This is a genomic window from Frateuria sp. YIM B11624 (assembly GCF_049727805.1).
Classification (GTDB): Bacteria; Pseudomonadota; Gammaproteobacteria; order Xanthomonadales; family Rhodanobacteraceae; genus Frateuria_A.
In genome coordinates, this window is the sequence record NZ_JBCNYA010000012.1 from 22,152 (window position 1) to 43,400 (window position 21,249).

18 protein-coding genes and 1 riboswitch are annotated in these 21,249 nt (G+C 69.7%); of the genes, 13 read left to right on the forward strand and 5 right to left on the reverse strand.

Translation table 11 applies throughout. The features are described from left to right. Positions 1–262 precede the first annotated feature (262 nt). Positions 263–3,511 (reverse strand): efflux RND transporter permease subunit, encoded by a 3,249-nt coding sequence (locus AAIL17_RS07820; RefSeq protein WP_424682265.1) that lies wholly within the window; start codon positions 3,509–3,511, stop codon positions 263–265. A 154-nt stretch (positions 3,512–3,665) separates the two neighbouring features. Next, complete coding sequence (locus AAIL17_RS07825; protein WP_424682266.1) at positions 3,666–4,892, reverse strand: efflux RND transporter periplasmic adaptor subunit; 1,227 nt, start codon at positions 4,890–4,892, stop codon at positions 3,666–3,668. 313 nt (positions 4,893–5,205) lie between these two features. On the opposite strand from AAIL17_RS07825, the gene AAIL17_RS07830 reads away from it, so the two are divergent. After that, the gene (locus AAIL17_RS07830; protein WP_424682267.1) at positions 5,206–5,727 is read left to right on the forward strand and encodes a c-type cytochrome; all 522 of its coding nucleotides are present in this window, start codon (positions 5,206–5,208) and stop codon (positions 5,725–5,727) included. 204 nt (positions 5,728–5,931) lie between these two features. Here AAIL17_RS07830 and AAIL17_RS07835 read toward each other — a convergent pair whose 3' ends face one another. Beyond that, positions 5,932–6,510, reverse strand: a complete 579-nt coding sequence (locus tag AAIL17_RS07835) for an ACP phosphodiesterase (RefSeq protein ID WP_424682268.1) — start codon at positions 6,508–6,510, stop codon at positions 5,932–5,934. A gap of 60 nt (positions 6,511–6,570) precedes the next feature. Here AAIL17_RS07835 and AAIL17_RS07840 point away from each other — a divergent pair, with 60 nt between their 5' ends. The 4 genes from AAIL17_RS07840 (at position 6,571) to AAIL17_RS07855 (ending at position 10,780) form a co-directional block, all read left to right on the forward strand. After that, positions 6,571–7,260, forward strand: coding sequence for an alpha/beta hydrolase (locus tag AAIL17_RS07840; protein WP_424682269.1), 690 nt, complete (start codon positions 6,571–6,573; stop codon positions 7,258–7,260). Between the two features lie 67 nt (positions 7,261–7,327). Beyond that, a complete protein-coding gene (gene zapE / locus AAIL17_RS07845; RefSeq protein ID WP_424682270.1) occupies positions 7,328–8,434 on the forward strand; it encodes a cell division protein ZapE in 1,107 nt (368 codons plus the stop codon). A gap of 127 nt (positions 8,435–8,561) precedes the next feature. Beyond that, entirely contained in the window at positions 8,562–10,385 is a 1,824-nt protein-coding gene (locus AAIL17_RS07850; RefSeq protein WP_424682271.1) for a putative bifunctional diguanylate cyclase/phosphodiesterase, read from the forward strand. Further along, complete coding sequence (locus AAIL17_RS07855; protein ID WP_424682272.1) at positions 10,382–10,780, forward strand: hemerythrin domain-containing protein; 399 nt, start codon at positions 10,382–10,384, stop codon at positions 10,778–10,780. The genes AAIL17_RS07850 and AAIL17_RS07855 overlap by 4 nt, the downstream gene beginning before the upstream one ends. A 92-nt stretch (positions 10,781–10,872) precedes the next feature. Here AAIL17_RS07855 and AAIL17_RS07860 read toward each other — a convergent pair whose 3' ends face one another. Both AAIL17_RS07860 and AAIL17_RS07865 read right to left on the reverse strand, forming a co-directional pair. Then, positions 10,873–11,340, reverse strand: a complete 468-nt coding sequence (locus tag AAIL17_RS07860) for a DUF421 domain-containing protein (protein ID WP_424682273.1) — start codon at positions 11,338–11,340, stop codon at positions 10,873–10,875. A gap of 4 nt (positions 11,341–11,344) precedes the next feature. Then, positions 11,345–12,361, reverse strand: a complete 1,017-nt coding sequence (locus AAIL17_RS07865) for an SDR family oxidoreductase (RefSeq protein ID WP_424682274.1) — start codon at positions 12,359–12,361, stop codon at positions 11,345–11,347. Positions 12,362–12,541: 180 nt separating this feature from the next. Between AAIL17_RS07865 and AAIL17_RS07870 the strand changes: the two genes are divergently transcribed. From AAIL17_RS07870 to AAIL17_RS07905, 8 genes are all read left to right on the forward strand, one after another. Then, positions 12,542–12,946: a hemerythrin domain-containing protein gene (locus tag AAIL17_RS07870; protein WP_424682275.1), complete on the forward strand. Its 405-nt coding sequence runs from the start codon at positions 12,542–12,544 to the stop codon at positions 12,944–12,946. A 73-nt stretch (positions 12,947–13,019) separates the two neighbouring features. Then, a riboswitch (cobalamin riboswitch) is annotated at positions 13,020–13,234 on the forward strand. Positions 13,235–13,478: 244 nt separating this feature from the next. After that, a complete protein-coding gene (locus tag AAIL17_RS07875; protein WP_424682276.1) occupies positions 13,479–15,896 on the forward strand; it encodes a ribonucleoside-diphosphate reductase subunit alpha in 2,418 nt (805 codons plus the stop codon). Between the two features lie 13 nt (positions 15,897–15,909). Continuing rightward, positions 15,910–16,134, forward strand: a complete 225-nt coding sequence (locus AAIL17_RS07880; RefSeq protein WP_424682277.1) for a hypothetical protein — start codon at positions 15,910–15,912, stop codon at positions 16,132–16,134. Between the two features lie 114 nt (positions 16,135–16,248). Next, positions 16,249–17,256 carry a ribonucleotide-diphosphate reductase subunit beta gene (locus AAIL17_RS07885; RefSeq protein ID WP_424682278.1) on the forward strand — a complete coding sequence of 336 codons (1,008 nt, stop codon included), beginning with the start codon at positions 16,249–16,251 and terminating at the stop codon, positions 17,254–17,256. Between the two features lie 33 nt (positions 17,257–17,289). Further along, entirely contained in the window at positions 17,290–18,156 is an 867-nt protein-coding gene (locus AAIL17_RS07890; RefSeq protein WP_424682279.1) for a helix-turn-helix domain-containing protein, read from the forward strand. 49 nt (positions 18,157–18,205) lie between these two features. Then, entirely contained in the window at positions 18,206–18,655 is a 450-nt protein-coding gene (locus AAIL17_RS07895) for a nuclear transport factor 2 family protein (protein WP_424682280.1), read from the forward strand. A gap of 264 nt (positions 18,656–18,919) precedes the next feature. Beyond that, positions 18,920–19,306, forward strand: a complete 387-nt coding sequence (locus AAIL17_RS07900) for a BlaI/MecI/CopY family transcriptional regulator (RefSeq protein ID WP_424682281.1) — start codon at positions 18,920–18,922, stop codon at positions 19,304–19,306. A gap of 2 nt (positions 19,307–19,308) precedes the next feature. After that, the gene (locus AAIL17_RS07905; protein WP_424682282.1) at positions 19,309–21,213 is read left to right on the forward strand and encodes a M56 family metallopeptidase; all 1,905 of its coding nucleotides are present in this window, start codon (positions 19,309–19,311) and stop codon (positions 21,211–21,213) included. The last annotated feature ends 36 nt before the right edge of the window (positions 21,214–21,249 follow it).

Sequence of the window (21,249 nt, forward strand, 5' to 3'; positions counted from 1 at the left end):
AAGAGAGGTACTCGGCAAGGCGCAAGGGCACCTAGCTCTTATCTCACCCCGTGCTGAGCAGGCCGTTTCTTTTGGTTACTTTTCTTTGGGCCAGCAAAGAAAAGTGACCCGAGCGCCGTCAGGCGATCGGAAGCTCGCCGCAGGCGAGCCAGGTCGCGGAAAGGTCACGATTGGAAGCCGGGAAGGCTCATACGAAACCTTCCCGCGAGCCCCGGCCCCTCGCCCCAACCCTCTCCCCGGAGGGGAGAGGGAGCAGAGCGCGTCACACCGCGCGGGCATCCGCCTCGGCTTCGGCCCGCGCCAGCGCCCGGCGCTCGCGGCGCAGCCGCAGCCAGTCGGAGAAGCGCTCCATGTACAGGTAGATCACCGGCGTGGTGTACAGCGTCACCAGCTGCGACAGCAGCAGGCCACCCACGATCGACACGCCCAGCGGCCGCCGCAACTCCGCCCCGATGCCGTTGCCCAGCGCCAGCGGCAACGCGCCCAGCATCGCCGCCGCGGTGGTCATCATGATCGGCCGGAAACGCAGCAGACACGCGCGACGGATCGCGTCGCGCGCATTGAGCCCCTCGCGCTGCGCCTCGATCGCGAAGTCGATCATCATGATCGCGTTCTTCTTGACGATGCCGATCAAGAGCACGATGCCGACGATGCCGTCCACCGACAGGCTCATGCCGCACAGGATCAGCGCCAGCAGCGCACCCACGCCCGCCGGCGGCAGGGTCGAGATGATCGTCAGCGGATGGATGTAGCTCTCGTAGAGCACGCCCAGCACGATGTAGATCACCACGATCGCAGCCAGCAGCAACAGCACCTCATCGCCCAGCGACGCATTGAATTCCGCGGCCTTGCCGATGAACTCGCCGCGCACCTGCGGCGGGAAGCTGAGCTGCGCCTCGACCTCGTGGATCGCATCGACCGCCTGCGACAGCGAGTAGCCCGGCGCCAGATTGAACGACAGCGTCACCGCCGGCAGCTGCTGCTGATGGCTGACCACCAGCGGCGCGTTGGTGACCTGCGCGGTGGCCAGCGAGGCGATCGGGATGGTGCCGCCGGCGCCGATCTGGAAACCGACGTTGCCGGTGTTGCCGATGCCCGACGGCGTCGCCGAGTTGGCCGAGGTCAACTGGCCGAAGCTGGTCGCGGTGGAGCCGGTCAACGCGCCCGAGCCGTTGCCGCGCACGGTGAGCTTGTTGAGCAGGTCACGGCTGGAGCGGAACTCTGGCGCCACCTCCAGCACCACGCGGTACTGGTTCAACTGGGTGAAGATGGTCGAGATCTGGCGCTGGCCGAAGGCGTCGTAAAGCGTGTCGTCGATGGTCTGCACCGGCACGCCCAGGCGGCTAGCCTTCTCGCGGTCGATGGTCAGCTTGAGCGCATTGCCCTGGTCGGCCAGGTTGTTGTCCACGTCCGCCAGCTCCGGGCGCTGGCGCAGCGCCTGGGTCATCTGCTCGGCGTACTTGGCCAGCTCCGTCGAGTTCACCTCCGAGAGCGAGTACTGGTACTCGGTGGCGGCGACTCGGCTGTCCAGCGTCACGTCCTGCACGGGCTTGAGGTACAGCGCCACGCCCGGGATGTTGGCCACTGCCTGCTGCAGCCGCGGCACCACCTCGTCCAGGCCGCCGCGGTCGCCGCGGTCCTTCAGCACGATCGAGAGCTGGCCCTGGTTGAGCGTGGGGTTGATCGTGCCCGCGCCGATGAACGCAGCCACGCCCGACACCGCCGGATCGGCGCGCAGGGCCTCGGCGACGGCCTTGGTGCGCTGTTCCATCTGCGGGAAGGCGACGTTCTCGTCGGCCTGCACCACGCCGGTGATCAGGCCGGTGTCCTGCTCGGGCAGCAGGCCCTTGGGGATCACCACGTAGAGGATCACGGTGAGCACCACCGTGGCCCCGGCCACCAGCATGGTCAGGCGGCGATGGTCGAGCACCACGTCCAGCGTGCGGCCGTAGAAGTCGACCGTGCGCGTCCACAGGTTGCGCTTGCCCTGCACGAGGGCGTGCTCGTGCGCGGCGTCACCTTCCGGTAACTGGTCCGGCTTGAGCAGGTAGGCGCACATCATCGGCGTCAGCGTCAGCGACACCAGCATCGAGATCGCCACGGCGATCGTCAGCACCCAGGCGAACTCGTGGAACAGCCGGCCGGTGACGCCGGGCATCAGCAGCAGCGGCAGGAACACGGCGATCAGCGAGACGGTCAGCGACAGCACCGTGAAGCCGATCTCCTTGGCGCCGATCTCGGCCGCCTCCTTGCCGCTCTTGCCCTGCTCGATGTAGCGCACGATGTTCTCGATCATCACGATCGCATCGTCGACCACGAAGCCGGTGGCCACGGTCAGCGCCATCAGCGAGAGGTTGTCCAGCGACATGCCGCTGAAGGCCATCACGCCGAAGGTGCCCATCAGCGATAGCGGTACCGCCACCGACGGGATCACCGTCGCCCACAGCCGCCGCAGGAACACGAAGATCACGCCCACCACCAGGAACACGGTGAGGATCAGCGTGAACTCGACGTCGTGCACCGAGGCGCGGATGGTCACCGTGCGGTCGGCGAACACGTCCAGGTGCACGTCGGCCGGCAGCACCGCGCGCAGCGAGGGCAGCACGGCGCGGATCTGCTCGACCGTCTGCACGATGTTGGCGCCCGGCTGGCGGCGGATGTCCAAAAGCACCGCCGGCTTGCCGTTGGCCCAGGCGGCGAGCTGGTCGTTCTCCACGCCGTCGACCACGCGGGCGACGTCCTTCAGCCGTACCGGCGCACCGTCCTTGTAGCTGATGATGGTCTGGCCGTAGGCGGCCGCGTCGGTGAGCTGGTCGTTGGTGCCGATCGAATAGCTCTGCGTGGCGCCATTCAGGGTGCCCTTGGGCGCGTTGACGTTGGCCGCCTGCAGCGAGCCGCGCACGTCTTCCAGCGTGAGCCCGAGGTTGGAAAGCTGCGAAGGATTGACCTGCACGCGCACGGCCGGGCGCACGTTGCCGGCGATCGAGACCAGGCCCACGCCCTGCACCTGCGAGAGCTTCTGCGCAATGATCGAATCGGCCAGGTCGTTGACCTCGCGCAATTGCCGGCTGTCGGAGGTGAGCATCAGCGTGAGGATCGGCGCGTCGGCCGGATTCACGCGGTTGTACACCGGCGGGTAGGGCAGGTTGTTCGGCAGCGTGCCCTTGGCCGAGCTGATCGCCGCCTGCACGTCCTGCGCCGCGATGTCGATGTCCCGGTCCATGTTGAACTGCAGGATGATCGTCGACAGGCCGGCGGACGAATCCGAGCTCATCATCGACAGGCCGGAGATCTGCCCGAGCTGGCGCTCCAGCGGCGTGGTCACCAGCGCTGCCATGGTGGTCGCGCTGGCACCGGGATATTGCGTGGTCACGACCAGGCTGGGCGCGTCGATCTCCGGCAACGCCGACACCGGCAGCTGGCGGTAGCCGAGCACGCCCAGCAGCAGCACCGCGACCATCAGCAGCGAGGTGGCGATCGGGCGGCGGATGAAGAGGGTGGAGAAGCCCATGGGTCTGAACCTTTGATGCGGCCTCATGCCGCGTGATGTGTCACTCCCTCCCCTGCCTGCAGGGAAGAGCTGGGGAGAGGTTCCACGCGCCGGGGCGAGCCCGCCTGCCCCCTCCCGATCTCCCCCTGTACATCAGGGGGAGCAGCAGCAGCGATCAGTGCCCGCGACGACCGCGGCCACCGCCCTGCTTGGCCTTCTCCAGCTCTTCCTTGGTCGGCGCCGGCGGCACCTCGCCCGGCTTGAGCGGGTTGACCTTGCTGCCGGGCTTGAGCCGGAACTGGCCCTCGGTGACCACGCGCTGGCCCTCGCTCAGGCCGCTGGCGATCATCACCGCGCTGTCGCCCACTTCCTGCGCGACCTGCACCGGCTGCATCTTGACCGTGTTGTCCTGCTGCAGCAGGTAGACGTAGTCGCCGTCCGGGCCGCGCTGCACCGCCTGTGCCGGGATCACCAGGCCGCCGCCGACGGTGCGCACCTTCAGCCGCACGTTGACGAACTGGCCGGGCCACAGCTCGTTCTTCTCGTTCGGGAACTCCGACTTCAGGCGGAAGGTGCCGGTGCTGGCGTCGATCTGGTTGTCGATCACCTTGAGCACGCCGCCGCCGGCAACCACGTGCGCATCGCCGCGGTCGAGCGCCGCCACGGTCAGCTCGCCGCCGCCCATCGACGCCTGGCGCACCATGTCCAGGTTCTGCTCGGGCAGGGTGAACATCACGTTGATCGGGTGCAGCTGGGTCAGCGTGACGATGCTGCTGGAGGTGGTCACCACGTTGCCCGGGTCGACGCCGCGGATGCCGGCCAGGCCGTCGATCGGCGAGATCACCTTGGTGTAGCCCAGTTGCACCTGCGCGTCGCGGATCTGCGCCTGGTCGGAGGCGATCGTCGCCTGCAGCTGGCTGACCGTGTTGCGCAGCGCATCCAGGTCCTGCTTGGCGATGTAGCCCTTCGGACCCAGCTCCTGGCTGCGCGAATAGTTGGCCTTGGCGGTGGCCAGCTGCGCCTGGTCCTGGTGCAGGCGCGCGACGGCTTGGTCATAGGCGGCCTGGAAGGTGCGCGGGTCGATCTGCGCGAGCACCTGGCCCTTCTTCACCGGCTGGCCCTCGGTGAACTGGAGGCTGATCAGGGTGCCGCTCACCTGCGGGCTCACCACCACCGTGTTGAGCGCCTGCACCGTGCCCAGCGCGGTCAGGTAGACCGGCACGTCCTGGCGCGCGACCGGCACCACGGTGACCGGCACCGGCGGTTGCTGCCCGCCTTCCTTGCCTTGGGGCTGGGCCTGCCCAGCCTGCGGGCCGCCCGGCTTGTGCATCAGGCGCAGGCCCACCACGGCCAACACCAGCACGACCACCACGACCAGCGCGATCTTCCAAAAACGCGACATTGCAAAAGCTCCCGGAATGGATGTCGGTCCCCTCGTCCGCGCCGCGCGCAGTCAAAGCCGACCCTGTGAAAAGCATAGGGTTACAGCAACGGGCTTGGACAATGCCAGTTGACAGGGGTGCCCCATGACCGATGACACGTTACCGATGGCAGGGCGCGCCGCCCGTCGCCTGCGACGTCGCGGCGCGACGGCACGCCTGAAACTTGGGGCCCGCTTTGATCTATAATCCGGCGTCTTGTCTGCCCGCGCCGGCCCTCCACGAGGCTGCCGGCCCGTCCACCGACCATCTGGAGTTACTTGCGTGAGCGGTACCATGACCAAATCGGACCAGAGCTTCATCCGCCAGTTCAGCTGGCTGATTGCCGGTCTCCACGTACTGGCGCTGGTGTTGCTGATCATGGCGTACAGCATCTACGCCCGCTCGGCGAAGGAAACCAATCCGCACGCGGCACAGAAGGTCGCCGAGCGCCTGGCCCCGGCCGGCGCGGTGTATGCCGGCGACACCGGTCGCGCGGCGATGATGGCGGCGCAGGAAGCCGCGGCCAAGGCCGCCGCCTCGCAGGTTGCCTTCGGCGGCAGCACCGACGGCAAGACGGTCTACGAAGGCCTGTGCCACAGCTGCCACACCGCTGGCGTGGCCGGCGCGCCGAAGCTCGGCGACAAGGCCGCCTGGGCGCCGCGCATCGCGCAGGGCATCGACACCCTGGTCAAGCACGCGATCGAGGGCTACCACGGTCCGGACGGCAACTTCATGCCGCCGAAGGGCGGCATGCCCTCGCTCACCGACGAGCAGGTCAAGAACACCGTGCACTGGATCGTCGATCAGGCCAAGTAAACTTGGCCTGATCCAACGAGCTTTCGCCAAAACGCCGCCCACCGGGCGGCGTTTTTCGTTAGCCCCCTCTCCCCTCCGGGGAGAGGGTTGGGGTGAGGGGCCACACTCGCCGATACCTTCATAAAACGACGCGACACCCGTAGGGTGAGCTTCAGCCCACCACCCCCTTTGCCCGCAACCTTCCGCAGTAGGCTGAAGCCCACCCTACGGCCGCCACGCACCCGCGAAGCGCCGCAACTGCGGAAAGAACGCCTCGAACCGTTCCTGCAGCGGCGCGTCCAGCGCCTGCAGCACCGGCAGCATCCGGTCCAGCGGATTGTCCCGCCGCAGCCGCTGGCCGATGCCGGCCAGCGCACGGTCGAGCACCGCCGGATCGGCATAGCCGGCCGGCAAGTCATTGGCCTGCATGTAGCGCGCGAAGCACTGCGCGGCAGCCGGCAGCAACGCATCGTGCCGGCGCAGCAGCTCGCGCAGGTCCACCGAGAAGGCCTCCAGCGGTTGCCTCGACCAGCGCGCGAAATCGCGCGCCAGGCAATGGTCGAACCACATGTCGAGCGCGATGCCGGCATAGCGCCGGTACGGCGGCTCGAACAGCGTCCGCGCCGCGAGCACGTCGGGGTGGCGGTCGGTGTAGCCATCGATCGCCCGGTGCAGCGCGATGCCTTCGCGCACGCCCGACGGCAGCGACGGATCCGGCGTTCCGCGCACGAAGTCCCCCAGCACGCCGCCCAGGCGCCGCTCCGGGTCGGCCCCGGCCAGCAGCACGTGGGCCAGGTGGTTCATGCGCGCTCCCGCGACGGGCTCGCCGGCCGATGCACGGCCGCGACGGTTATCATTGCCTGCATGACGCCCACCACCGTTCCCGACAACCCCGCGAGCTTTCCGACGGAAGAGGCGAGCTTCGCGCTCGACGGCCCCGCCGGCAAGCTCGAGGCGATCAGCAACGCGGCCGAGCCCGGCGAGGCACGCCGCGGCGTGGCGGTGATCTGCCATCCCAACCCCGTGCAGGGCGGCACCATGCACAACAAGGTGGTGACGATGGTCGAGCGCAGCCTGCGCGAGTCGGGGCTGGACACGCTGCGCTTCAACTTCCGCGGCACCGGCGCCTCCGAGGGCAGCTACGACGAAGGCGACGGCGAGAGCGAGGACCTGGCCGCGGTAGTCGCGTGGGTACGCCGCGTGCGCCCGGGCGACGCGTTGTGGCTGGCGGGATTCTCCTTCGGCAGCTACGTGACGATCCGCAACGCGGTGCGCCTGCAGGCGGCGGCGCTGGTGAGCATCGCGCCGCCGGCCGGACGCTTCGCGCTGACCTCGGTCGAGCCGCCGCAGTGCCCCTGGCTGATCGTGCAGGGCGAGGCGGACGAGGTGGTCGAGCCACAGGCGGTGTTCGACTGGATCGACAGCCTGCCGGTGACCCCCGAGCTGGTGCGCATGCCCGAGACCAGCCACTTCTTCCACCGCCGATTGATGGACCTGCGCGGGGCGGTCAAGCACGCGGTGCAGCCATGGCTGCCGCCGCGGCGCGACGGCTGAGTCGTCCCCCATCCTCCCTGCGATGCAGGAAGGAGCCGACCACGCCCGTCCCTGCCGCCTCAGCCACATGACCGACCTTTTCCCTTCCGCCCGCTACCACGAAGGCGTCGCCGCCCACCGCTGGGAATCCGACCCGGCGCAACTGGCCGTGCTGCCGGAATTCGACCGCATGCACGCGGCGCTGTGCGCCGCGCCCGACAACGGCGGCCTGTTCGGACGGCTGAAATCGCTGTTCGGCGACGACGAGCGCACGCCGGTGCCGGGCCTGTACCTGTGGGGTAGCGTCGGCCGCGGCAAGACCTTCCTGATGGACCTGTTCGCCGCCAGCCTGCCGCACGGCGTAGCGCTGCGCCGGCATTTCCACCGCTTCATGGGCGAGGTGCACGCGCACCTGCGCGAACTGGGCGAGCGCGCCGACCCGCTGGAGGCGGTGGCCGAGGGCCTGGCCGGGCGCTGCCGCGTGCTGTGCCTGGACGAGTTCCTGGTCAACGACATCGGCGACGCGATGATCCTGGCCAACCTGCTCGACGCGCTGTTCCGGCGCGGCGTGGCGCTGGTGACCACCTCCAACACGCCGCCGGCGAACCTCTACCGCGACGGCCTGCAGCGCGCCCGCTTCCTGCCGGCCATCGCGCTGATCCAGAAGCATTGCGATGTCGTGGAAATGGTCTCGCCGCACGACTGGCGCCTGCGCGCGCTGACCCAGGCGCCGGTCTACCTGACCCCGCCCGGCGCCGAGGCCGAGCGCGCGCTGGCGCGCATCTTCGCCAGCCAGGCACAGGGCGAGGCGCACGAAGACGCCACGCTGGAGATCAACGGCCGCCCGCTACCCGCGCGCCGCGAAGCCCCGGGCGTGCTGTGGTTCGACTTCGAGGCGCTGTGCGAGGGACCGCGCGCGGTGGCCGACTACATCGCGCTCGCGCGCCGCGTGCCCACCGTGATCGTCTCCAACGTGCCGCAGTTTTCCATCTACAGCGAGGACGCCGCCAGGCGCTTCGTGCTGCTGGTGGACGAGTTCTACGACCGCCACGTCAAGCTGGTGCTTTCGGCCGCCGCGCCGATCACCGAGTTGTACGACGGTGAACGCCACCGTGCCGAATTCAGCCGCACCGAATCGCGCCTGATCGAGATGCAGAGCGAGCAGTACCTGGCACTGCCGCATCGGCCGGAATAACCATGGCAACCCGGTATAGCCCGGCGACACCGAGGGTCCATTTTTCGCATTGCAGCCGTCGATATGGCGGAAGTACTCTGGCCAACGCGTTACCGCGAATCCCGCCAGGCCGGTGGGGGAGGACGCCATGCAGACGACCGTGGAGCACGATCCCGAGGTGACGTCCATGCAGCGAGGAGCCGCCCCGGGCGGCGACACGGTTGCGCCACCTGCCGTCGACGGCTACGCGGTGCCGGGCTTCGACGCGGTTGCGCAACTGGCGGCCGCCTCGCTCGACGTCGCGATGGTCTCGCTGGTGCTCAACAACGGCAGCGCCTATTGGTACAGCCGCGATCCCGACACGCATCGCAGCCCCGTCCTGCATCCGCTCTACCTGGAGGCGGCGCGCCGCGGCGCCGGCCAGGTGCTGCCGGACATCGCCGCCGATGCACGCTACCGCGACACCCCGCCGCTGACTGGCCCTTCGCCGGCGGCCTTGCGTTTCTTCGCCTGCGAGCCGGTCTACACGCTCAGCGGCCGCCACGTCGGCGCGCTGTGCGTGATGGACCACGCCCCACGCGCCGGCCTGGACGAGGCCGGCCACAACGCGCTGCTGCAGGCCGCGCGGCTGGCCGGCGCCGGCGTGGTGCTGGGCGGCTACCTGGGCCGCACCGACCCGGTCACCCAGTTGCCGCATCGCAGCGCGTTCTTCGAGGACCTGCGCGCACGCCGACAGAACGGCGCGCAGCGGGCATGGCTGATCGCCATCGAGGTGGCGCCGGTGGAGCGCTTCAATGCCTTCGTGCGGGCGATGGGTTTTGCCTACGCCGACGAGCTGATGCGCGCGGTGGCCGTGCGCGTGCTCGAGTGGATGCCGACCGACACCCGTCTCTACCAGGTCGGCGTGACGCGTTTCGCCGCGGTGCTGCCGGATGCCGACGCGCCGCTGGATACCGCCCAGCTCGACGATCTGGTCGCGCGCCTGCGCACACCGGTGCTCTGCATGGACATCCCGCTCACCCTGCAGCCCGGCGTCGGCCTGCTCGAACTGGACATGCGCCGGCTCGACGGCGCCGACCCGCTGCGGCAGGTGATGAGCGCCTCCTACGCCGCACAGCGCAGCCCGCGCGGCTGGGCGCTGTACGAGCGCAGCCAGGACGAGCGCCATCGGCAGGAGTTCTTCCTGGTCACGGAACTCGCGGCTGCGCTGACCGAGCGCACCGAGCTCTACCTGCATTACCAGCCGCGCGTCAGCCTGAGTGACGGCAAATGCGTGGCACTGGAGGCGCTCGCCCGCTGGCGCCACCCGACCCTGGGCGAAGTGCCGCCCAGCCAGTTCGTGCCGCTGGCCGAACGTGCCGGCCTGATGCGCTCGCTGACCGGCTGGGTGCTCGACCACGGCGTGGCGCAACTGGCCGCCTGGCGCCGCGCCGGCCACGACGTCGGCCTGTCGATCAACATTTCCAACGCCGACTTCGACGCCGACCTGGTCACCCGTCTGCAGGCGGTGTCCTCCCGCCATGCGGTCGATCCGCACGCGCTGGAGCTGGAGTTCACCGAAACCACGCTGCTGGCCCACAACGACGCCACCCGCCGCCACCTCGATGCGGTGCGCGAGCTGGGCGCCGGCATCGCCATCGACGATTTCGGCACCGGCTACAGCAACCTCGCCTCGCTGCGGCAGATGCCGGCGACCTGCCTGAAGATCGACCAGTCGTTCGTGCGTGCGATGGACGCCAGCCGGCACGACGCGGCGATCGTGCGCTCGACCGCGGCGCTGGCGCACGACCTGGGCTTCCGCGTGGTGGTCGAGGGCGTGGAGACCCGGCGCATCTACGAGACCGTGCGCCGCATGGCCTGCGACGAGGTGCAGGGCTTCCACGTCTCGCGCCCGTTGCCGGCGGCCGCGATACCGCCCTGGCTCGAGCGCGCCGCCGACTGGCACCACGCCGAGGGCGGGGACGCCACGTGAGGTTGACCGACATCCTGCGCGACCAGCACGCACAGTTGTACGTCCTGCTCGACGAACTGCAACGGCTCGGTGCCGCCGGCCGCGAAGGCGGCGAGCGCCTGCAGAAGGCGCGGCAGGCGATGCTTGCGCACCTCAGCCTCGAGGACAGCCGGCTCTACCCGGCCCTGCGCACGCACCCGGCCACCGCCGAACTGGCGCGCCAGTACGCCGACGAGATGCAGCAGCTCACGCCGGCGCTGGTCGCGTTCTTCGACGCCTACCACGACGGCCATGCCGATCCGCTGGCCTTTTCGCGCAGCCTGGAACAACTGCTGGCGGTGTTGCGCCAGCGCATCGGGCGCGAGGAGGGGCGGCTTTATCCCGCCTACGATGCGCATTGCGATAAGGCCGGCTGACGGTTGCCTTCTTTGCCGCGTGGGGTGGGCTTCAGCCCAGCGCAGGCCGCGGCAAGACGTGATGGGCTGAAGCCCACCCTACGGAAGTCGCACTAGCTTTTCGGCATTTTCAACACGCTGACCTTGCCATTGGCCTCCAGCCGCACTTCGGCCGCGTCGCCGACCTCGCGCAATCCCTTCTCGCGCAGCGCGCGGCGGAAGGCCGCCTCGGACATGTCGTGCCGGCGCAGCGCACCCTCGACGAGGCGGCCCCCGCGGGCCAGCAGGCTGTCCTTGCCTTCGACCACGCGATCGAGCCACGGCCAGCGCGCGCAGGACCAACCCATCGCCTTGTCCAGCAGGAAAATCGGTATCACCCCGATCACCGCCGACAGCGGCGACTTGTCGTCGCCGGTGATCGCCAGGCGCAGCGTGCTGCCGACCAGCATCAGCACCACGATGTCGAAGGTGGTCATGTCGCCGAACGCGCGCTTGCCGATCAGCCGCAGGACGATCAGCAGGCCCAGGTAGACGCCCGCGCCGCGCAGCGCATAGACCCACCACGGATCGGTGAGGTGCATGGCGTCACCCGGTCGAGCCGCCCATCACCGGCAGGATCGCGCCGTTGACGTAGCTGGAGCAGCTCGGCGCGGCCAGGAACACGTAGGCGGGCGAAAGCTCCTCCGGCTGCGCCGGACGGCCCAGCGGGTTCTGCTGGCCGAACTTCGCCACCTGCTTGGCCTGCTTGTCGGCGGGGTTGAGCGGCGTCCACACCGGGCCGGGCGCCACCGCGTTGACGCGGATGCCGCGGCTGACCAGGTTGCTCGCCAGCGACATCGTGAAGGCGTGGATCGCACCCTTGGTCGCCGAGTAGTCGAGCAGGTGCGCGTTGCCGAACAGGCCGGTTTCCGAGCCGGTGTTGATGATCGCGCTGCCCTCGTGCAGGTGCGGCAGCGCGGCCTTGGCCATGTGGAAGTAGCCGTAGATGTTGGTGCGCATGGTGAGGTCGAAGTGTTCCTCGGTGATGTCCTCCAGCGCATCGGCGTGTTCCTGAAAGGCGGCGTTGTTGACCAGCACGTCGAGCCGGCCGAATTCGTCGACCGTCTGCTGCACCGCCTGCCCGCAGAAGTCCGGGTCGCGCACGTCGCCGCGGATCAGCAGGCAGCGCTGGCCCTCCTTTTCCACGTAGCGCTTGGTCTCGCGCGCATCCTGGTCCTCGGACAGGTACACCACCGCCACGTCGGCGCCCTCGCGCGCGAACAGCACCGCCACCGCGCGGCCGATGCCGGAATCCCCGCCGGTGATGATCGCGGCCATGCCGTCGAGCTTGCCGCTGCCGCGGTAGTCTGGCGCCTCGAACTGCGGGCGCGGATCGAGCCTGGCTTCCTTGCCCGGTTTGCGCAGGTGCTGCTCGGGCAACGGCGGCCGCGGTTTGGCGCGCGGACTGGTCGGTGCCGGCTGTTTCTTCGCCGCGCTCTTGCCCGCGGCCTTGGCCTGCGATTTGCGCGCGTCCTTCGCATCGGTGCGGCCCTGCACCTTGCGGGCCTTGTCGACGGCGCCGCGCTTGCGCGGCGTGCGGGTGGAATCGGTTCGGGTAGCCATGCGCAACGCTCCGGGCGGGTGTCGTCCGCGACCTTAGACAGCCCGCCGTGGCAACGGGGTGAGCGCGGCGCCGCGCATCCTTGATGCGGATGTGACGCCCGATCGCCGCTGACCTGGATCAGTGCCGGCGCGGCGGCGGACGTCCAGACTGCAGTCCTGTCCCTGCGAAAGATCCCTGGTATGCCCCGGCTCACGGATACCTTGCGCGGCCAGCATGCGCAGATGCGCCAGGTGCTCGACGACGTCCGCCAGTTCGGCATCGGCAAGGAGGCTGGCCGCGAGCGGCTGCGCCAGGCGCGCGCGCTGATCGTGGAACACCTGCGCCAGGAGGATGCCGAGCTGTATCCGGCACTGCACCGCAACGCCGGCACGCAGGCGCTGGCGCAAAGCTACGCCGACGAGATGCGCCGGCTCTCCGGCGACATCCTGGCGTTCTTCGACAGCTGGCAGCACGGCGGCGGCGACCTGGCCTTCGCGCGCCACTACGGGCGTCTGCTGGGTCTGCTCGACCGCCGCTGGACGCGCGAGGAAGTGCGGCTGTACCCGGCCTACGAACAGCATTGCCTGCGCACCGACGCCGCCTGAGGCGGACCGCCGCATCCGGTCCCGGGCGACGCCAACCACACCAGATATTGGGTTGACCGTTACCGTCAAGCCCGATATGTTGTGCCTCGTCGGTGCCCGTCCAGACGCGACTGTCGGTCGGGCTTAAAAGGGAATCCGGTGTGAATCCGGAACTGCCCCGCAGCGGTAAGCGGAAACGAAACCCGTCACCAGCACTGGGCCTCTGCGCCTGGGAAGCGGCGGGAACTAGGTGGGCCGCAAGGCCCGTGTCCGCGAAGTCCGAAGACCTGCCGGCACGCCGGACCCCTGGGGCCGGCGGTCGCGTCCGCTGAGACGCGCCCGTCCGACCCTGACGCGGCCCGGCGCGGGTGACCGCTTCCGCGGGGAGGCGCGTTGCATGCGGGCGGTCCTGCCTCCGCGTGATGCGCGTCTTCCGTGACAAGCGACCCTCAGGCCCTGCGCGCGGGAGCAGGCGTTTGATGTTTTCGGAACCGTCGCGTCGGTGCGCTTCTCCTCCGTATCGGCGCGGCGGCTTCCCTTCCGGAGATTCCGCATGGACACCCTCGACACCCCTGCCCGCGAAGGCAGCGCCGCATCGCAGGCCGACGACGGCTTCGCCCTGACCCCGCCGCACAGTCCCGCGCAGATGCGCGTGACCAAGCGTAATGGCGCCACCGAAAGCGTCGACGTCAACAAGATCGTGCGCGCGGTGACGCGCAACGCCGACGGCCTGCACGCGGTCGACCCGCTGCGCGTGGCGCTGAAGACCATCGGCGGCCTGTACGACGGCGCCACCACCGCCGAGCTGGACCAGCTCTCGATCCGCACCGCCGCCGCGCTCACCGCCGAGGAGCCCGAATACGGTCAGCTCGCCGCGCGCCTGCTCGGCGCGTTCATCGACAAGGAAGTGCGCGGGCAGGAGATCCAGAGCTTCTCGCAGTCGATCGCGCGCGGCGCCGAACTCGGCCTGCTCAACGCGCGGCTGCGCGATTTCGTCGCCGCGCACGCGCGCAAGCTCAATGACGCGATCGATCCACTGGCCACGCGCCGCTTCGAATACTTCGGCCTGCGCACGGTGTACGACCGCTACCTGCTGCGCCATCCGCAGGCGCGCAAGGTGATCGAGACGCCGCAGCATTTCTTCATGCGCATCGCCTGCGCGCTGGGCGGCGGCGAGGTCGGCGAGACGCTGGAGCTCTACCGGCTGCTCTCGGCGCTGGAATACATCGCCAGCTCGCCGACGCTGTTCAACGCCGGCACCGCGCACGAGCAGTTGTCCTCCTGCTTCCTGCTCGATTCGCCGGCCGACGCACTGGAGGCGATCTACGAGAAGTATGCCGACGTGGCGAAGCTGTCCAAGTTCGCCGGAGGCATCGGTCTGTCCTTCACCCGCGTGCGCTCGCGCGGTTCGCTGATCCGCGGCACCAACGGCCATTCCAACGGGCTGGTGCCGTGGCTGAAGACGCTCGACGCCTCGGTGGCCGCGGTGAACCAGGGCGGCAAGCGCAAGGGTGCGGCCTGCGTGTACGTCGAGCCGTGGCATGCGGATATCGAGGAGTTCCTCGAGCTGCGCGACAACACCGGCGACGAGGCGCGGCGCACGCACAACCTCAACCTGGCCAACTGGATCCCCGACGAGTTCATGCGCCGCGTCGAGGCCGACGGCGACTGGTCGCTGTTCGATCCCAAGAGCGTGCCGCAACTGGTCGACCTGTGGGGCGTGGCTTTCGAGCAGGCCTACCGCGAGGCGGAGGCGGCCGGCCTGGCGGCGAAGACGATCAAGGCGCGCGAGCTCTACGCGCGCATGCTGCGCACGCTGGCGCAGACCGGCAACGGCTGGATGACCTTCAAGGACCGCTGCAACGCCACCGGCAACCAGACGGCCGAACCGGGCAACGTGATCCATCTCTCCAACCTGTGCACGGAGATCCTGGAAGTCACCTCCGCCGACGAGACGGCGGTGTGCAACCTGGGTTCGATCAACCTGGCACGGCACGTCACGGACGGCGCCTTCGACTTCGCCAAGCTCGCGGCCACCGTGCGCACGGCGGTGCGCCAGCTCGACCGGGTGATCGACCTCAACTTCTACCCGATCGCCACGGCGCGCGCGGCGAACCGCAAGTGGCGCCCGGTGGGGCTGGGCGTGATGGGCCTGCAGGACGTGTTCTTCCAGTTGCGGCTGGCGTTCGACTCGGCCGAGGCGCTCGCCCTGTCCACGCGCATCGCCGAGGAGATCTACTTCCACGCGCTGGAGCAGTCCTGCGAACTGGCCGCTCAGGCGGGCGCGCACCCGGGCTTTGCGCAGACGCGCGCGGCACGCGGCGAGCTGCAGTTCGACTACTGGCCGCAGGCCGCGCCGCACGACGAGGCGCGCTGGCATGCCTTGCGCGAGCGCATCAGGACCGGCGGCCTGCGCAACTCGCTGCTGATCGCCATCGCCCCGACGGCGACGATCGCCTCGATCGCCGGCTGTTACGAATGCATCGAACCGCAGGTGTCCAACCTGTTCAAGCGCGAGACGCTCTCGGGCGACTTCCTGGTGGTCAACCGCTACCTGGTCGAGGAACTGAAGACGCTGGGCCTGTGGACGGCCGACGTGCGCGACGCGATCAAGCTGGCGGAAGGTTCCATCCAGAACATCGGCGCGATTCCCGAACGCCTGCGCCAGGTCTACCGCACCGTGTGGGAGCTGCCGCAGAAGGCGCTGATCGACCTCGCCGCCGCGCGCGGGGCCTACATCGACCAGAGCCAGTCGCTGAATCTCTTCATGGAGAACCCGAACATCGGGCAGCTTTCCTCGATGTACATGTACGCCTGGAAGGCGGGCATCAAGACCACCTACTACCTGCGCTCGCGCCCGGCGACCAAGATCGCCAAGACGACCGTCGCCGCCGTGCCGGACCAGAGCCAGGCGAGCGCAGCGGTGTTCTGTTCACTGGAGAATCCCGAGTATTGCGAGGCCTGCCAATGAACCGGGCCCGCGCATGCACCGCTACCGCAACCTGGACGGCCATTCCGGCGTCAGTGCCTACGAGTTCGGCGACGGCTGGATCCGCATCCGCTTCGTCGGCGGCGAGACCTACGAGTACACCGACGCGGCCACCGGTACCGAACACGTACGCAACATGCAGACCCTGGCGCAGGCGGGCGAAGGCCTGGCGACCTACGTCAGCCGGTTCGTGCACGAGGCGTACGCGCGCAAGCTCTGACGGTGGCGTGAGGCGGTAAAGCCCACGTCCTTCCTCGGCGTCCTTCCGGCTTTCGCGGGAATGATACCCATGCAGTCTCGCCGCCTTCCGGGCGGTCGCACACCAAGGCATCCCATGACCAGCCAACTGCTCGACCCCGGCTATGCGCTCACCCTGCGTCCGATGCGCTACTCGCCCTTCTACGAGATGTACCGCGCCGCCATCCGCAACACCTGGACGGTGGACGAGGTCGATTTCGCGCCCGACCTCAACGATCTGAATAACAAGATGAACCCCGCCGAGCGCCACCTGATCCAGCGCCTGGTGGCCTTCTTCGCCACTGGCGACACCATCGTGGCCAACAACCTGGTGCTCAACCTCTACCAGCACGTCAATGCACCCGAAGCACGCATGTACCTCTCGCGGCAGCTCTACGAAGAGGCGCTGCACGTGCAGTTCTACCTGACCCTGCTGGACACCTACATCCCCGACCCGGCCGAGCGGCACAAGGCCTTCGCGGCGATCGAGGCGATTCCCTCGATCCGCGCCAAGGGCGCGTTCTGCTTCAAGTGGATCGACTCGATCCAGCACCTGCGCCGCGTGGAGACGCGCGAGCAGCGGCGGCAGTTCCTGCTCAACCTGATCTGCTTCGCCGCCTGCATCGAGGGCCTGTTCTTCTATGCCGCCTTCGCCTACGTCTACTACCTGCGCTCGCGCGGCCTGCTGCATGGGCTGGCCTCGGGCACTAACTGGGTATTCCGCGACGAGAGCGGACACATGGCGTTCGCCTTCGAGGTGGTGCGCACCGTGCGCGCGGAGGAGCCGGAGCTGTTCGATGACGAACTGCGCATGCAGGTCGAACAGATGCTGGAGGAGGCGATCGCCTGCGAGACGCAGTTCGCGCAGGACGTGCTCTCCGGCGGCGTGGCCGGGCTGTCGGTGAAGGACATGCGCCAGTACCTGGAGTACTGCGCCGACCAGCGCCTGGCCCAGCTCGACCTCCCGAAGAAATACGGCGCCGCCAACCCGTTCGACTTCATGGACCTGCAGGACGTGCAGGAACTGACCAACTTCTTCGAACGGCGCGTGTCGGCCTACCAGGTCGGCGTACAGGGCGAGGTGGCGTTCGACATGGCGTTCTGACACGCTGGCGGCCCCGCCCGCCGCGAGGAACCGATGAGCCTGGCGCATGTCACGGTGCTGTTCGACAGTCCGCTGCTACGGATCAGCGGCATCGACTGCCGCCACCCGCGCGGCGGCTGCGGCTGCGAGCGCGGCGACGAGCGCACGCACCTGGTGCTGCTGCGCCGCGGCGGTTTCGGCTACCACCTGCGCGGCGCGGTGCACGTGGGCGACCCGGCCACCGCGCTGCTCTACCGCGCCGGCGACAGCTATCGCATCTCGCATCCGTTCGAGGGTGGCGATGCCTGCACCTGCTTCGAGCTGATGCCCGAGCACGAGGAGGAACTGTTCGGCCGGCGCCTGCGCGAGGAGCGCGATGCCACGCGCGTGGTCGGCGCCGCGGAGCAGTTCCGCCACTGCGTCCTGCATGCCGCGCTGCAACGCCGCGAGGCCGATCGGCTGGCGGCGGAGGAAGCCGCGTCCCTGCTGTGCCAGGACGTCGTGCGGCACGACCCGGCGCCGACCACACCGCTCTCGCCGGCCGCGCGGCGGCTGGCGTGGCGCGCGCGCGAAGCCCTGCTCGCCGATCCGGCCGACGATGCCGGCCTCGCGGCGTTGGCCGCACGCGTCGGCTGTTCGCCGTTCCACCTGACGCGCGTGTTCCGCCGCGCCTTCGGCCTGTGCCTGGCCGACTGCCGCACGCGGCTGCGCCTGGCGCTGGCGCTCGAGCGCCTCGCCGACGGCGCGGACGACCTGGCTGCGCTGGCCTGCGAGCTGGGTTTCAGCCACCACAGCCATTTCGGCGCCACTTTCCGTCGCCACGTGGGGCTCACGCCTGGGGCGGCGCGCGCACGGCTGCGGGCCGGCGGCCTGGCGTGCATGAGCAGGCATTTGATAGCGACGCCATTCCCTGGCCGCTAGCGTGTCCGGCACCCGGTGCCCCGCCGGGCACGACCTGCCGGAGGACGCCATGAAGACCGCCACTGCCCTGCTCGCCCTCGTCGTCGCGTTTTACGCCCGCGATGCCCGCGCCACCGCGCCGCATCCGATGCTGCCGCCGGCGCTCGCCAAGGCCGTGGCGGAGTTCGACCGTGCGCAGATGCAGGGCGACGGTGCGGCGCTCGGACGCCTGCTCGCCGACGACTACGTGCTGTTCAACAGCCGTGGCCTGGTCGAGGACAAGGCCGCCTTCATCCACGACTACACCGCGCCCGGCACGTCGATGAAGCCGTTCACGGTGGAGGACGAAGTGGTGCGCCACTGGCCGGGCGGCGCGGTCCTCGGCGGCGTGGCGACGCTCGAGGGCACCAGCGAGGGCAAGCCGTACAAGGTGCGGCTGCGCTTCGCCGACATCTGGGCCGAGCGCGACGGGCGCTGGCAGGTGGTGTTCACCGAGGCAACGCGCGCGCCCGCGCCGTAGACCTTCCAGCTCCCTCTCCCTTTTTCTTTTTCCAAGGATGGGGGAGAGGGTTGGGGTGAGGGGTCGGGGCTCGCCGGAATCTATGGCGTGGTGGCGTCTTCCCCCCGCGAACCCCTGCCACGCCTGGCTTCCCCGCCAGCCTTGTCCCCTCACCCCAGCCCTCTCCCCGCAGAGGAGAGGGAGCCGATCGGCGTGCCGGCCGGCCTATTGACTACAATTGTAGTCAGCGCTAGTTTGACTACAACTGTAGTCAGGAAAGCCGCCATGTCCCGCCCCACCATCGGTGACCAGGAACTCGCCCTGCTCCACTACCTGGCCGAACACGCGCCCGTCTCGGTGGGCGAGGTCGCCGCCGGCTTCGGCGAGGTGCGCGGGCTGGCCCGCTCGACCGTGCTGACCATGATGGAGCGCCTGCGCGGCAAGGGTTACCTCAAGCGCCGCCAGGCCGGCGGCGTGTACCGCTACAGCCCGGCCACCGCGCCCGGCGAAGCGATACGCAACGCGGTGGGCAGCTTCGTGGAAAAGACGCTGAGCGGCTCGGTGTCGCCTTTCGTCGCCTATCTCTCCGAACGCGCCGACGTCAGCGACGCCGAACTGGCCGAGCTGGAGGCGCTGGTCGCCCAGTTGCAATCACGCCGCAAGGAGTCCTGACCATGGCCACGCTTGCCCCGTTGCTGGACGTCCTTTCGACCCGCCTGTTGTGGACCTCGGCGCAGGCCTGCCTGCTGATCGGCGTGGTGGCGCTGGCCTGCCGCCTGCTACCGCGCCTGCCGGCGGCGGTCCGCTGCGCATTGTGGTGGCTGGTCGGCGCGCAACTGGTGCTGGGACTGGCCTGGCATACGCCGCTGCAATTGCGCTGGCTGCCGGCGCCTGAGGCGACCGTTGCGGTCGCCCATCCGGTCGCACCGCTGGAGTTGCTGCCGCGCGCCACGCACACCGTGACCGCGCTGCCCGCGCCGGCCATCGAAATGCCTCCCGCGCGGCCACCGTTCCCGTGGCGGCATGCGCTGCTCGCGTTGTGGCTGGCCGGCGTGCTGCTGCAACTGGCAAGACTGGCGCGGCATGCGCGGCGCGCCGCACGGGCGCGCCGCGACGCACGGCCGGCGCCCGCACAGTGGCAGGCTGCCTGCCGGATGCAGGCGCGGCGGCTGGGCCTGCGCCACGCGCCACGGCTCGCCTTCTCGCACGCGGTCGGCTCGCCGCAGGTGCTCGGTGCCTGGCGCCCGCTGGTGCTGTTCCCAGCCGAGGCGCGCCTCTCCGACGAGGAGACCGCGATGGCACTCGCGCACGAACTGGCGCACCTGCGCCGCGGCGACCTGTGGCTGGGCTGGGTGCCGGCGCTGGCGCAGAAGCTGTTTTTCTTCCATCCGCTGGTGGTCTGGGCGATGCGCGAGTACGCGCTCAGCCGCGAGGCCGCCTGCGACGCCCAGGCACTGGCCTGCACCGGCGGCGAACCGCAGGCCTATGGCCGCCTGCTGCTGCGGCTGGGCGTGGCTGCACCGCTCCCCTCCGGCCTGGCCGGGGCTTCCCCCACGTTCCACAACCTCAAGAGGCGACTGACCATGTTGCAGCACATCGAGGCCACTCCCCGCCGCAGCCGCGGCTGGCTGCTGCTCGTCGCGATCGCAGCGGCCGGCGTGCTGCCCTACCGCGTGACCGCCGGCAAAGCGGAAGCTCCCGCGAGCCAGGCTCAGGCCGCAACGGCACAGGCTCCTGCCGCACGCCCCGCACCCGCGGCATCGCCCGCGCCCACTTCATCGCCCGCGCACGCCGCGCAGCCGACGCCGGCCGCGCGGTACCGCGTCCCGCCGCCGCCTCCGGCTCCGCCCGCTCCTCCGGCCCCACCGCCGCCCGCTCCTCCCGCACCGCCTCCGCCGCCCCCGGTACTGGCGAGTTTCTCCGGCCACCACGTGCACATCGATACCGACTCGGGCGCACGCAGCGGCCTGGCGATCTTCGACGGCGACACCACGATCGTCAGCGGCAACGACGCCGACATCGCCACGGCCAAGCGGCTACGCAGCAGCAACGGTCCACTGGTCTGGTTCCGCCACGACGACAAGGCGTACGTCGTGCACGACCCAGCGGTGGTCGCGCGCGCCAAGGCGATCTATGCGCCGGTCACGGACATGGCGAGCGAACAGGGGCGGCTGGCCGGAGAGCAGGGAAGGCTGGCCGGCCAGCAGGCTGGACTGGCCGCGCGCGACGCCGAGTTCGCCCGCGAGCAGGCGGAACTCGCCGGCCAAGCGGCGGAACTGGCCGCCCAGGCGGTGGAAGTCGACACCGGCTCGGACCCGGCCGCCGAACAGCGCCGCGCGGCACGCCGGCAGTCCATCGAGCAGCGCCAGGCCCAGCTCGCACAGCGGCACGCCGCCATCCAGAAGGAGATCGCGGCGCAGCAGCATGAACTTCAAACCCAGCAGGCCGCTTTCCAGAAGCAGCAGCAGGTGCTTGCGCAACGCCAGCAGGATGTCAGCCGCAAGGCCGAACGGGAGATGCAGAAGTTGCTGGAAGAAGCCATTCGCAACGGCAAGGCCGAGCCGGTCCGCGCTGGCTGAAGCGACCGGCGATACAGCGCCATCGCAGGCGCCGCC

Bases quoted from the DNA above. Each gene is read 5' to 3' on its own strand.
- AAIL17_RS07820 (WP_424682265.1), bottom strand. From the start codon at position 3,511: ATGGGCTTCTCCACCCTCTTCATCCGCCGCCCGATCGCCACCTCGCTG.
- AAIL17_RS07825 (WP_424682266.1), bottom strand. From the start codon at position 4,892: ATGTCGCGTTTTTGGAAGATCGCGCTGGTCGTGGTGGTCGTGCTGGTG.
- AAIL17_RS07830 (WP_424682267.1), top strand. From the start codon at position 5,206: ATGACCAAATCGGACCAGAGCTTCATCCGCCAGTTCAGCTGGCTGATT.
- AAIL17_RS07835 (WP_424682268.1), bottom strand. From the start codon at position 6,510: ATGAACCACCTGGCCCACGTGCTGCTGGCCGGGGCCGACCCGGAGCGG.
- AAIL17_RS07840 (WP_424682269.1), top strand. From the start codon at position 6,571: ATGACGCCCACCACCGTTCCCGACAACCCCGCGAGCTTTCCGACGGAA.
- zapE (WP_424682270.1), top strand. From the start codon at position 7,328: ATGACCGACCTTTTCCCTTCCGCCCGCTACCACGAAGGCGTCGCCGCC.
- AAIL17_RS07850 (WP_424682271.1), top strand. From the start codon at position 8,562: ATGCAGACGACCGTGGAGCACGATCCCGAGGTGACGTCCATGCAGCGA.
- AAIL17_RS07860 (WP_424682273.1), bottom strand. From the start codon at position 11,340: ATGCACCTCACCGATCCGTGGTGGGTCTATGCGCTGCGCGGCGCGGGC.
- AAIL17_RS07865 (WP_424682274.1), bottom strand. From the start codon at position 12,361: ATGGCTACCCGAACCGATTCCACCCGCACGCCGCGCAAGCGCGGCGCC.
- AAIL17_RS07870 (WP_424682275.1), top strand. From the start codon at position 12,542: ATGCCCCGGCTCACGGATACCTTGCGCGGCCAGCATGCGCAGATGCGC.
- AAIL17_RS07875 (WP_424682276.1), top strand. From the start codon at position 13,479: ATGGACACCCTCGACACCCCTGCCCGCGAAGGCAGCGCCGCATCGCAG.
- AAIL17_RS07880 (WP_424682277.1), top strand. From the start codon at position 15,910: ATGCACCGCTACCGCAACCTGGACGGCCATTCCGGCGTCAGTGCCTAC.
- AAIL17_RS07885 (WP_424682278.1), top strand. From the start codon at position 16,249: ATGACCAGCCAACTGCTCGACCCCGGCTATGCGCTCACCCTGCGTCCG.
- AAIL17_RS07890 (WP_424682279.1), top strand. From the start codon at position 17,290: ATGAGCCTGGCGCATGTCACGGTGCTGTTCGACAGTCCGCTGCTACGG.
- AAIL17_RS07895 (WP_424682280.1), top strand. From the start codon at position 18,206: ATGAAGACCGCCACTGCCCTGCTCGCCCTCGTCGTCGCGTTTTACGCC.
- AAIL17_RS07900 (WP_424682281.1), top strand. From the start codon at position 18,920: ATGTCCCGCCCCACCATCGGTGACCAGGAACTCGCCCTGCTCCACTAC.
- AAIL17_RS07905 (WP_424682282.1), top strand. From the start codon at position 19,309: ATGGCCACGCTTGCCCCGTTGCTGGACGTCCTTTCGACCCGCCTGTTG.